Source organism: Sphingosinicellaceae bacterium, from assembly GCA_019285715.1.
Taxonomy (GTDB): domain Bacteria; phylum Pseudomonadota; class Alphaproteobacteria; order Sphingomonadales; family Sphingomonadaceae; genus Glacieibacterium.
In genome coordinates, this window is sequence record CP079108.1 from 2,072,340 (window position 1) to 2,084,077 (window position 11,738).

Annotated in this window: 11 protein-coding genes; 5 read left to right on the plus strand and 6 right to left on the minus strand. The window is 69.3% G+C overall.

Features of this window, described 5'->3' with window-relative positions; all coding sequences use genetic code 11:
- The first annotated feature begins 6 nt into the window (after positions 1 to 6).
- A complete protein-coding gene (locus tag KX816_09630; protein ID QXQ08197.1) occupies positions 7 to 1,242 on the plus strand; it encodes an MFS transporter in 1,236 nt (411 codons plus the stop codon).
- Here KX816_09630 and KX816_09635 read toward each other — a convergent pair.
- Genes KX816_09635 through KX816_09650 form a run of 4 tightly spaced genes read right to left on the minus strand, consistent with a single transcriptional unit; the run spans position 1,239 to position 5,895 of the window.
- Positions 1,239 to 3,230, minus strand: a complete 1,992-nt coding sequence (locus KX816_09635) for a methylcrotonoyl-CoA carboxylase (GenBank protein ID QXQ08198.1) — start codon at positions 3,228 to 3,230, stop codon at positions 1,239 to 1,241. The two genes, KX816_09630 and KX816_09635, sit on opposite strands and share 4 nt — an antisense overlap.
- Entirely contained in the window at positions 3,220 to 3,531 is a 312-nt protein-coding gene (locus KX816_09640) for a YbbC/YhhH family protein (GenBank protein ID QXQ08199.1), read from the minus strand. Before KX816_09640 ends, KX816_09635 begins: the two co-directional genes overlap by 11 nt.
- Positions 3,528 to 4,304, minus strand: a complete 777-nt coding sequence (locus KX816_09645; GenBank protein ID QXQ08200.1) for an enoyl-CoA hydratase/isomerase family protein — start codon at positions 4,302 to 4,304, stop codon at positions 3,528 to 3,530. The genes KX816_09640 and KX816_09645 overlap by 4 nt, the downstream gene beginning before the upstream one ends.
- Positions 4,305 to 4,308: 4 nt before the next feature.
- Entirely contained in the window at positions 4,309 to 5,895 is a 1,587-nt protein-coding gene (locus KX816_09650) for a methylcrotonoyl-CoA carboxylase (GenBank protein QXQ08201.1), read from the minus strand.
- 146 nt (positions 5,896 to 6,041) lie between these two features.
- Here KX816_09650 and rpmE point away from each other — a divergent pair, with 146 nt between their 5' ends.
- Positions 6,042 to 6,278, plus strand: coding sequence for a 50S ribosomal protein L31 (rpmE, locus tag KX816_09655; GenBank protein ID QXQ08202.1), 237 nt, complete (start codon positions 6,042 to 6,044; stop codon positions 6,276 to 6,278).
- Between the two features lie 67 nt (positions 6,279 to 6,345).
- Here the strand turns inward: rpmE and KX816_09660 are convergent, their stop codons facing one another.
- On the minus strand, positions 6,346 to 7,920 hold the full coding sequence (locus KX816_09660) for an AMP-binding protein (protein QXQ08203.1): 1,575 nt from the start codon (positions 7,918 to 7,920) through the stop codon (positions 6,346 to 6,348).
- A 77-nt stretch (positions 7,921 to 7,997) separates the two neighbouring features.
- On the opposite strand from KX816_09660, the gene KX816_09665 reads away from it, so the two are divergent.
- On the plus strand, positions 7,998 to 8,963 hold the full coding sequence (locus tag KX816_09665) for an NADPH:quinone oxidoreductase family protein (protein ID QXQ08204.1): 966 nt from the start codon (positions 7,998 to 8,000) through the stop codon (positions 8,961 to 8,963).
- Between the two features lie 144 nt (positions 8,964 to 9,107).
- Positions 9,108 to 9,551, plus strand: a complete 444-nt coding sequence (locus tag KX816_09670; protein ID QXQ08205.1) for an ester cyclase — start codon at positions 9,108 to 9,110, stop codon at positions 9,549 to 9,551.
- Here the strand turns inward: KX816_09670 and KX816_09675 are convergent.
- The gene (locus KX816_09675; protein ID QXQ08206.1) at positions 9,548 to 11,362 is read right to left on the minus strand and encodes a DUF885 domain-containing protein; all 1,815 of its coding nucleotides are present in this window, start codon (positions 11,360 to 11,362) and stop codon (positions 9,548 to 9,550) included. The two genes, KX816_09670 and KX816_09675, sit on opposite strands and share 4 nt — an antisense overlap.
- A gap of 274 nt (positions 11,363 to 11,636) precedes the next feature.
- Here KX816_09675 and kdpF point away from each other — a divergent pair, with 274 nt between their 5' ends.
- Complete coding sequence (gene kdpF, locus KX816_09680) at positions 11,637 to 11,726, plus strand: K(+)-transporting ATPase subunit F (GenBank protein QXQ08207.1); 90 nt, start codon at positions 11,637 to 11,639, stop codon at positions 11,724 to 11,726.
- Positions 11,727 to 11,738: the final 12 nt, after the last annotated feature.

Here is an 11,738-nt window from a genome sequence, read left to right on the forward strand (position 1 = left end):
GCGACGATGCACACACCACTCCCGCGCCGACAGGTCGCCGCGGTCGTCGCGGGCAACGCGCTCGAGTTCTACGACTTCGTCACCTACGCGTTCTTCGCCGCACAGATCGGGCGGACGTTCTTCCCCGCGGCGACGCCCGCCGGCAGCCTGCTGGCCTCGCTCGCGACCTTCGGGGTCGGGTTCCTGACCCGGCCGCTCGGGGCGCTGGTGATCGGGCGGATGGGCGACCGCGTCGGGCGCAAGCCGGCGATGCTGCTGTCGTTCACGCTGATCGGCATCGCCATGGCGGGGATCGCGCTGACCCCGTCCTACGCCGCGATCGGCCCGCTCGCGCCGGTGCTCGTCGTTGGCTTCCGGCTGCTGCAGGGCTTCGCGCTCGGCGGCGAGGTCGGTCCGAGCGCATCCTACCTGATGGAGGCGTCGCCGCCGCTGCGGCGCGGGTTCTACATCTCGCTCTGGTCGATGAGCGCCGACCTCGCGGTCATGGTTGCCGGGCTGGTCGGGGTCGGGCTGAGCAGCGTCATGAGTGCCACGACGCTCGACGACTGGGGCTGGCGCGTCGCCTTCCTGATCGGCGTGGCGATCCTGCCGCTTGGCCTGATCCTGCGCCGCAGCCTGGTCGAGACGCTCCACAAGCCGGAAATCGCGGTGGCGCCGTCGACCGGGATCGCGCGCATCGTCGTCCTCGGCATTGCGCTGCTGGCGGCGGCGACGACGACCAACTACGTCCTCGAGTACATGACGACCTACGCCGGCCAGACGCTCGGCATGCGTGCGACACTCGCGTTCGGCGCGACCGCGGTGCTCGGGCTGTGCAGCGCCGCCGCCGACGTCGCGGGCGGCACGCTGTCCGACCGCTTCGGACGCAAGCGTGCGATGATCGTGCCGTGGTGCTTCCTGCTCGCGGCGGTGCTGCCGGCGTTCTGGGCGATCGCGCACTTCCGCAACGGCGCGGCGCTGTTCGCGGCGACCGCGACGCTGGCCGTGGCGAGTTGCCTGTCGAGCTCGGTGGTGCTGGTCGCGATCACCGAGTCCCTGCCCCGCGCGGCGCGGTCGGGTTCGCTGGCGCTGATCTATGCCGTCGCGATCTCGATATTCGGCGGCTCGACGCAGTTCATCGTGACGTGGCTGATCGCGGCCACCGGCAACCCGCTCGCGCCGGCATGGTACATGGGCGGCGCGGTGCTGGTGGGTCTCGTGGCGATGATCGCGATGCCGGAGACCGCGCCCGCGAAAGCCTAGGCGTCGATTTCCACGAGCAGAGTGCCGTCACCGACCTGGTCACCCTCGGCGATGTGGACAGCGGCGACGGTACCCGCGAGTTTCGCCACCAGCCGATGCTCCATCTTCATCGCCTCAAGGACCAGCAAGCGATCCCCGACAACGACTTGCTGCCCGACCTGGACGTCGAGCGCGAGGACGCGGCCCGGCATCGGGGCGGTGACCTTGGCATCGCTGGCGAGCCCCTTTGCATCGGCTCGGGGCGGGCGGGTCGACAGATGCGCGACACGGCCACCGAGGCGAACCTCGACGGCATCGCCCGCGATCAGGACAACGGCGCGGACCATGTGCCCACCGAGATCCGTCTCCAGGGTGATGTCGTCCAGCCAGCGGGCTTGCGCATCGGCGGGCTCGGCGAGACCTTCGATTAGCGTCCTGCCAAGCTCGTTCGAGACCATCAGCGAATGGCGGGTTTCGCCGGCGTAGAGCTCGAGGCTGCGCTCGGCCTTGAGGTTGAGGCGGAATCCGGCATGGCGCTCGAACATCGTCGCCGCCGGGCGGACGCCGTGGGGAGTGGTCAGCGCCAGCGCGGCGAGGATGACCGCCTCGTCCGACACCTCAGCCGGTGGGGCCAAGTCGTTGGCATGGCGGGCGATGAAGCCAGTATCGATCTCGGCGGCACGAAAGGCGGGGTGGCCGACGAGGCGCGCCAGGAAGGCCCGGTTCGACTTGACGCCCTCGACGACGCAGCCGTCGAGCGCCGCGACCAGCCGGTCGATCGCGGTGGCACGGTCGGGACCGTAGGCGATGACCTTGGCGATCATCGGGTCGTAGTTGACGGTGATCTCGCTGCCGGTCTCGACGCCGCTGTCGATGCGGATGCCGGGGCCGGCCGGGAAGCGCAGGCGGGTCAGGGTTCCGGTCGCGGGCAGGAACCCGGCGTCGGCGTCCTCGGCATACAGCCGCGCCTCGACCGCGTGGCCGGTCTCGGTGATCGCGATCTGGCTGGCGGGGAGCATCTCGCCGCGCGCGACGCGGAGCTGCCACTCGACGAGATCGAAGCCGGTGATCGCCTCGGTGACCGGATGTTCTACCTGAAGACGGGTGTTCATCTCCATGAAATAGAACGCCGGATCGCCATGCTTGTCGACCGCGTCGAGGTCGAGGATGAACTCGCAGGTGCCGGCGCCCTCGTAGTGGATCGCGGTGGCAGCGGCGACCGCGGCGACGCCCAAGGTGTGGCGCAGGCGGTCGCTTAGGCCCGGGGCAGGCGCCTCCTCGATGACCTTCTGGTGGCGGCGCTGGAGCGAGCAGTCGCGCTCGAACAGATGGACGACGTTGCCGGCGCGGTCGGCGAAGACCTGGACCTCGACGTGACGTGGCCGCGCGATCAGCTTTTCGAGCATCACGCCGGCGTTGCCGAAGCTCGCCTGGCCCTCGCGCTGCGCCGCCATCAAATTCTCGGCGAAGTCGGCCGGTGCCGTGACACTTCGCATACCCTTGCCGCCGCCGCCCGCGACTGCCTTGATCAGCAGCGGATAACCGATCTGCTGCGCCGCGCGCTCGAGCCGCACGAGGCTCTGGTCGCTGCCCTGGTAGCCCGGCGTGATCGGCACGCCCGCCTTCTTCATCGCGGCCTTGGCGGTGTCCTTGAGGCCCATGACCTGCATCGCCGCGACCGGCGGCCCGACCCAGGTCAGGCCGGCATCGATGACGGCCTGCGCGAACGCCGCATTCTCCGACAGGAAGCCGTAGCCCGGGTGGACCGCGTCCGCCCCGGTCTTCGCCGCAGCGTCGAGCAATTTGGCGACGACCAGATAGCTCTCGGACGCCGCCGCGGGTCCGATATGCACCGCCTGCGTCGCCTCGCGGACGTGCGGGGCCTGCGCGTCGGCGTCGGAATAGACCGCGACGGTCTCGATGCCCATCGCGTGAGCGGTGCGGATGATCCGCCGGGCGATCTCGCCGCGGTTGGCGATCAGGAGCTTTTTCATGTGGTTATTTGCCATGCATTACGTAGAGAATGGCACCGCTGCGTTGATCGATGCGCATCGTCATCACCCCGCCAACACCGGTGCCGTGGAATGTCCCCTCTACGGTCCAGATGCCCCTCTTTAGCGTCCCAAAAAGAGGCATCTCGCTTGATAGCGTCGCCGCCCCATAGATTGGAAGAGCGACCGCATAGGCTATTGCGACGGCCGCCTTGGCATCTGGCACATAGCCGATGGCAGGCTTGTAGCTCGCGGGTTCCGACGCGTCTGCGACGCACGCGATTGCAGTGAAGACGGCCGCTACAACCAGTCGATTCATGGGGTTGTCCAGGCCGGCTTGCGGCGCTCGATGAAGGCGGCGAGGCCCTCGCGGCCTTCGGGGGAGGCGCGGCGGGCGGCGATGCGCGCGGCGGTGTCGGTGCGGAGCTCGTCGGTGACTGGGCGGTCGGCGACGGCGCGGATCAGAGCCTTTGCGTCGGCGATTGCGCCCGGGGCACCCTGTGCGAGGGCGCCGAGCCAGGTGGCGATCTGCGCTTCGGGGTCGTCGCTCTCGACGTGGGCGAGCCCCATCGCGACGGCATCCGCGGCTCCGAAGTCCTCGGCGGTGAGGAAGTAGCGCCGCGCCGCGCTCGCGCCGATCTTGGCGACGACGAACGGCGAGATGGTGGCGGGGGTCAGCCCGAGCCGGACCTCCGAGAGCCGGAACTGCACCGATGGCCGGACGACCACGAGGTCGGCGCACGCGACCAGCCCAACGCCGCCGCCGAAGACGAAGCCGTGCGCGACGACGATCACCGGCTTGGCGCAGGTGTCGACCGCGAGCAGCATGTCGGACAGGCGGAGCGCATCGGCGGCGTTGTCCGTTTCGCTCAGGTCGGCGGAGGCGCGCATCCAGGCGGCGTCCGCCCCGGCGCAGAAGCTCGGGCCGTTGCCGGTCAGGACCACGGCGCGGACGCCGGTGTCGGTGCTCGCGGCGGTGAAGGCGGCGGTAAGTTCGGCGATCGTCGCGGCCTCGAAGGCGTTGTGCTTATCGGGCCGGTTCAAAGCGATACGGCGCGTTCCCGCGTCATCGGTGGAAGTCTCGAGGGTCATCCGGTTACATCCGGAACGTGCCGAAGCGCGTTTCCCGAACCGGTTGCTGGAGGCTCGCGGCAAGGCTGAGCGCGATCACGGCGCGGGTGTCCTCGGGGGCGATGACGCCGTCGTCCCACAGGCGGGCGCTGGCGTGGTAAGGGTGGCCCTCGCGGTCGTACTGCTCGCGGATCGGCGCCTTGAAGGCTTCCTCGTCGGCCTTGGTCTTGAAGCCACCCGACTTGACCGTGGCCAGCACCGACGCCGCCTGCTCGCCGCCCATGACGCTGATCCGGGCGTTGGGCCACATCCACAGGAAGCGGGGCGAGTAGGCGCGGCCGCACATGCCGTAATTGCCCGCGCCAAAGCTGCCGCCGACGATCACCGTAAGCTTCGGGACTGCGGCGCACGCGACAGCCGTGACCAGCTTTGCGCCATGTTTTGCAATGCCTTCGTTCTCGACCTTGCGACCGACCATGAAGCCCGAGATGTTCTGCAGGAACAGCAGCGGGATCTTGCGGGCACACGCCAGCTCGATGAAGTGCGCGCCCTTGAGTGCGGACTCCGAGAACAGGATGCCGTTGTTGGCGATGATCGCGACCGGCATCCCCTCGATGTGGGCGAACCCGGTGACCAGGGTCTCGCCATAGAGCGGCTTGAACTCGTGGAGCTGGCTGTCGTCGACGAGGCGCGCGATGATCTCGCGGACGTCGGAGGGGTGGCGGGTGTCGGTCGGGATCAGGCCGGCGAGATCGGTGGCCGGGAACCGCGGCGGGCGGCTTTCGACGGTCTCGGCGTGAGCTACCGGCGCGGGGAGGGTGGCGACGATGCTGCGGGCGATCCTGAGCGCGTCCGCGTCGTCGTCGGCGAGATGGTCGACGACCCCGGACAGGCGGGCGTGGACGTCGCCGCCGCCGAGGTCCTCGGCGCTGACCTCCTCGCCGGTCGCGGCCTTGACCAGCGGCGGTCCGCCGAGGAAGATCGTGCCCTGGTCGCGGACGATGATGCTCTCGTCCGACATGGCGGGCACATAGGCGCCGCCGGCGGTGCAGCTGCCCATGACGACGGCAATCTGCGCAATGCCTTGCGATGACATGTTCGCCTGGTTGAAGAAGATGCGGCCGAAGTGATCGCGGTCGGGAAACACCTCGTCCTGGCGCGGCAGGTTGGCGCCGCCGCTGTCGACGAGGTAGACGCAGGGCAGGCCGTTCTGCGCGGCGATTTCCTGGGCGCGCAGGTGCTTCTTGACGGTCAGCGGGTAGTAGCTACCGCCCTTCACGGTCGGGTCGTTGGCGACGACGACGCACAGTCGCCCCGAAACCTGGCCGACGCCGGCGATCATGCCGGCGGCGGGGACGTCGTCGTCATAGACTCCGTGCGCCGCGAGTTGCCCGATTTCGAGGAAGGCGGTGCCGGCGTCGCACAGCCGCTCGACGCGCTGGCGGGGCAGCAGCTTGCCGCGGGCGACATGGCGGTCGCGCGACGCCTGCGGGCCGCCGAGCGCGACTTTTCCGACGAGCGCGCGCAAATCGGCCACCAATTCCGCCATCGCGGTGCTGTTACGGCGCGTTTCGGGGGTGGCGAGCAGCGGCGAGCCGATTGTCTGGGGCATGAGCGAGGCTATAGGCGGGGCCATCGCCGACCTCAACAGCGCGCCAGCCTTGCTGCGCCCAAACCTTGCCGTAGAGGGCCGTGCCGTGTAGAGGCCGCGCTCTCCAAGGCTGGTCGGAACCAGCCGCCAAGGCAGGAACCGACGTCATGAAGCCCAATATCCATCCCGACTATCACGCCATCACGGTCCAGATGACCGACGGCAGCACCTACGAAACGCGTTCGACGTGGGGCAAGCCGGGCGACAAGATGACCCTCGACATCGACCCCAGCGTCCACCCGGCCTGGACCGGCGGACGCGGCACGATGCTCGACGCCGGCGGCCAGGTCGCGCGCTTCAACAAGCGCTTCGGTGGCATCGGCGGACTCGGCAAGAAGGCCTGAGGCCTCCCGAATTGTCATCCCGGGCTTGACCCGGGCCCGGGACGACATTTTAGCGGGTGGCAGTGCGCTACCCCGCCATCTCCTTCGCACGCGCGTAATCGGCCTTGCCGTTCGGCGCGCGGGGGACTTTTCGGACGACGACGATGCGTTTCGGCGCCTTGTAGGCCGCGAGGCACCCTCGGACGTGCGCGGTCAGCGCGGCGGTGTCGACATCGTGACCCTCGACCACCGCCGTCACCGCCTGTCCCCATTTCTCGTCGGGCGTGCCGAACACCAATGCGTCCTCGACCGAGGCGTGGGTCTTCAGCGCCTCCTCGACTTCTTCCGGGAAGACCTTTTCGCCGCCGGTGTTGATGCAGTGGCTGAGGCGACCGAGCAGCACGATGCTGCCGTCCGCGTCGACCGTTGCCCAGTCGCCCGCGATCGAGAAGCGCCGGTCCCCGACCTGCACGAAAGTCGCGGCGCTCTTTGCCTCGTCCTTGTAATAGCCGCGCGGGATCAGGCCGCTGCGCGCGACCCGGCCCATGGTGCCGGAGCCCGGCAGGACGGGCCGCATGTCCTCGTCGAGGACGACGGTGTTCTCGTCGATCATGAAACGCGTCGGGGTGCCGGCATCGGTCGCGGTTCGGACCGCGGCGCCCATGCCGATGCTCTCCGACGAACTGAACGCGTCGATGGTGATCAAACTCTGGTTGTGGGCGATCAGCCCGGCCTTGACTTCGGGGGACCACATCGTGCCGCTGGAGATCATCACGCCGATGGACGCGATCGAGCCACCGCCGGCATCGAGGGCACGCAGCAGCGGGCGGGCGAAAGCGTCGCCGACGATGGTCGCGTAATCGGGCGCGTGTCGGGCGCAGGCCTCCAGCGCCTCGACCGCGACGAAGCCGGGAGCGGTCAGGGTGACGACGCTGCCGCCGCGCGCCAGCGTGTAGATCGCGGTCAGGAAGCCGGTGCCGTGCATCAGCGGCGGCATGATCAGGCTGCGCAGCACGCCGACGCCCCCGCGGACGTTCGCGAACAGCGCGTCGAGGGTGGCGGTCGGGGCGATGCCGTGGACTGCCGAGCCGCCGCCGCCCGACAGCGCCCAGATCGCCGACTGGTCCCACATCACGCCCTTGGGCATGCCGGTGGTGCCGCCGGTGTAGATGAACATCATGTCGTCGGGGCGGTGGTCCTGCGGGGGCAGGGCGGCTCCCGAGGTCGTGGCGGCTTCGAACGAGCGGAAGGGCGCTGCAGGTTTGCCGCCGACCTGGAGGAACAGCCTGACCTTCGGCAGGTCGAGCGAGGCGACAAGGTCCGCGAACTCGGCATCGAAGACGACGACGGCAGCGTCGCTGTTGTCGAGGATGTAGTGCAGCTCCGGCCCAGTGTAGCGGTAGTTGACGTTGACGTGGACCAGCCGTGACTTGAACGAGGCGATCGTCGTCTCGAGGTAGGCGGGGCCGTTGCGCATCAGGTGCGCGACCTTGTCGCCGGGCTCGGCACCGGCGCCGAGGAAGGTGGCGGCGAGCGCGTCGGTGCGCCGGTCGAACTCGCCCCAACTGGTCGTGCGGTCGTCGTGGATCAGCGCCTCCGCGTCGGGGTCGACGACCTCGCCCAGCCGCGCGAAGATGGCACCGAAACTGAATCCGTCGGTCATTGCGACTCTCTCCCCACAGCCTTGATAGGCGCAATCCGGGTTGCCATGGTAGCCACCAGCAAAGCTTGGGGATGCGAATGCGCGCGCTTGTCTGCCACCGGCTCTCCGACGACCGCTCGGGGACGCGCGTCGAGACCGATTGGCCCGAGGCGGCGGTGCCCGGGCCCGACGAGATCACCGTGGCGATGACCGCAGCGGCGCTGAACTATCCCGACCTGCTGATGCTGTCGGGCGGCTACCAGATGAAGCCGGAGCTGCCGTTCGTGCCAGGCAGCGAGGGCGCGGGACACATCGTTTCGGTGGGGGAGGGCGTGTCGGGCGAGTTGATCGGCGAGCGCGTCGTGGTGGGCGCGCGGCTCGGCACGCTGGCCGAGCGGATGACGCTACCTCTGGCGGCGGTGCGCTCGCTGCCACCGGGAATGCACGACGAGCAGGCGGCGGCGTTTACCATCGGCGGGCTGACGGCGTGGGTCGGGCTGGTCGAGCGCGGGCGGCTGGCGGCGGGCGAGCGTGTGCTGGTGCTCGGCGCGGGCGGCGGCATGGGCTGGGCGGCGGTGCAGGTCGCGAAGGCCCGGGGCGCCTATGTCCTCGCGGCGACGAGCGATCCCGCGAAGGCCGAGTTGCTGCGCGGGTCAGGGGCGGACGAGGTGCTGCTCATCGACCGCGCCGCTCCCGATTTCGGGTTCAAGGACATCGACGTGGTGTTCGATCCCGTCGGCGGCGCGCTGGTGATGCCGGCGCTGAAGACCTTGTGCTGGAACGGGCGCTACCTGGTGATCGGGTTCACCGGCGGAGCACCGGTGCGGGTGCCGCTCAACCGCATGCTGATCAAGGGCATCGAGGTCGTCGGCGTGCGCGCCGGCGAGGCCGGGCGGCAGGATCCGGCGGCGGGGGTCCGCCACCTGCGCGAGATCGATGCGCTGGCGGCGGCGGGCAAGGTGACGCCGCATATCGGGATGGCGGTGCCGCTGGAGCGGGCGGACGAGGCGTTCGCGGCGATGGCTGCGGGGCGGGTGACGGGCAAGGCGGTGGTGGTGTTTTAGCGGGCGCGCCGGTCCCCTCGCACCCTGTTGTCATTCCGGCGAAGGCCGGAACCCGGTTACCCCAGCACTCGACGTTCAGAGTGTGTAGTGCAGCTGGGTTCGGGCCTTCGCCGGAATGACAACCAAGGGAACGGGACCGATTCAATGATCCTCGGCGAACGCAAGCGTCGGCTGGCCGAATTCCTGGAGACCGTGTGGTCGCTCGGCGACGTCGAGGCGTGCGACCATTTCGTCGGCGCGAACTACACCGTCCGGCACGATCCGGGCGATCCCTGGCACGGCAGGACCCTCGACCGCGAGGGCTTCAAGGACCGCGTCCGCACCTCGCGCGCGCCGTTCCCGGACCAGCGCTTCCATGTCGCCGCGCTGCTCGAGGACGACGGCAAGGTGGCGGTGGCGTGGACGTGGACCGCCACCCACCAAGGCGACATCCCCGGCTTTCCCGCCACCGGCCAGCCGCTCGCGATGTCGGGCCTGACCGTCTACGACTTCGACGCCGAGGGCCTGATCACCGGCCACTGGCAGGTGTCCGACCGGCTCGGCGTCTATGGCCAGCTGCAGGCGGCGCGGCAGGCCGGCCCCGCCTAGGCCGTCCCGAACCGCCGCTGCACGACCTTTGCCAGCACCTCGAGCGGCACGCCGCCCGTCATCACGACGGTGTCGTTGAAGTCCCGCACGTCGAACGCCGCGCCGGCCTTGGCCTTCGCCAGTTCGCGCAGGCGCAGGATCTCGTTGTGGCCGATCTTGTAGCCGCAGGCTTGGCCCGGCGAGGCGCAGTAGCGGTCGATCTCGCTGGTCACCGCGGCCTTCGAGCGGCCGGTGTTGGCGACCATGAAGTCGATCGCCTTGTCGCGGGTCCAGCGCTTCGCGTGCAGCCCGGTGTCGACGACCAGCCGCACGGCCCGGAAGCGCTGCGCCTGCAGGTAGCCGAGGCGGCTCCACGGGTCGTCATCGTAGGACCCGCTCTCGTCCACCAGCTGTTCGGCATACAGTGCCCAGCCCTCGACGAAGGCGTTGAAGCCGAGCAGCGAGGTCATGAGCGGCAGTTCCTTGGCGTGCTCGGCGAGGTAGGCACCCTGCCAGGCATGGCCCGGGATGCCCTCGTGCGCGGTCAGGGACGCGAGCTGGAAGCGCGGCCAGACGCTCATGTCCTTGAGGTTGATGTAGTAGATCGCCGGCCGTGAGCCATCGAGCGAGGCGAAGTTCATGTAGCCCAGCGCCGCGCCGTCCTGGATGTCGGGCGGCACGCGCTTGACCTGCACGTCGGCCTTCAACTTCAGCTTCGACAGCTTGGGCATCAGCGCGTGGACGATGTTCACCCGCTCCTGGCAAAAGGCGATGACCGCGGCGCGCCCGGCGTCGGTGGCAGGGTAGGTGAAGCGCGGGTCCTTCGCCAGCGTCGTCATGCGGTCGCTCACCGAGCCCTGGCTCAGACCCTGCGCCTTGAGCAGCGCGTCCATCTTCGCGTCGATCTCGGCATTCTGGCGCAAGCCGGTCTGGTGGATCGTCTCGGGGTCGAGGTCGGTCGTCGTCGAGGCCTTGAGCAGCCAACGGTAATAAGCGTCGCCGTTCGGCAGCTTCCACACCCCCGCGCGGTCGTCGGGCTTGAGTGCTGCCAGCGCCGCGGTCTGGCGGTCGAGGGCGGGGTAGATCAGCGTCGCGACGATCTTCGTCGCGCGCGCCGTCGGGTCGGGGGCGCCGACCTTGAGCGCGCGGGTCTTGAGGTTGGTGACGACACGCTGCTCGCCCGCGGGCACGGCCCGAAATCCGCGCTGCTGGGTCAGCGTGTTGGTCATCAGGAAGTCGGGCATGACGACGCCCTTCGCGGCATCGGCCTTGAGGGCTTCGGTCTCCTGGTCGAGTTGCTTCGCGACGCCGGTGAGGCGGGACAGGTAGGCCTCGACGTCGGCGGGGACCTCGATGTGCTGCTCGGAATCGAGGAACTCGGCGAACTGCGAATAGGTGCCGTTCTGCTGGCTGACGACGTACGGTCCGCCCCCGCTGATGCTGGAACTGCCGTAGCCGAAGCGATGGCCTTCGAGAGCGAGGTCGAGCGCGAACAGCAAGGTGTCGTAGCGGGTCTTGTCGATGTCCGAGAGCTTGGCTCGGTCGACCGCGACGAGATGCTTGCGGTAGCCGGCGGTGCGCGCGGCATCACGGGCGCGCTCGGCCAGCGACAGGTCGCTCGACCGGCCGGCAAGCGCCGCCAGCGCCCCGCGGTCGAGACCGAGGTTGGTCGCAGCCTCGGGTGAATTGAGCAGGATGTCGTCGGCGATCTTCTGGACCACCGGGGCCAGCGCCGAGGCGTTCGCCGTCGCGGCACGGGCGAGGCCGGGCAGGGTGGTGACCGCTCCGGCGGCGACGAGGGTGGCAAGCAGTTCGCGGCGGCTCGGCGTCATCGAATATCCTCATGGAATTGCGGCGCGACGCTAGCCGATGCCGCGCCCGGTGCAAGGGCGGTTAACGCACAAATCGCCGGCTGCGGTCCTTACGCGATCCTTACGCCTGCCGGCGCCCGCCGCATGGAACGCTTACGCAACGAGGCCTAGCTAGGAGGCTCAATGTTGGAGTGTTCATCATGCAGGATTTGATCGCAGTCGGGGCCATCATCGGGCTGACGCTCGCGACCCTGGTTTACATCGCGCTCGCCGACCGGGCCTGAGGAACCATCACATGACCCTCGATCTCTGGCTCGGCGCGCTGACCGCCGCCGGCCTTCTCCTTTATCTCGTCGCCGTGCTCGTCCGGCCCGAGCGATTTTGACCTCGGGACCCC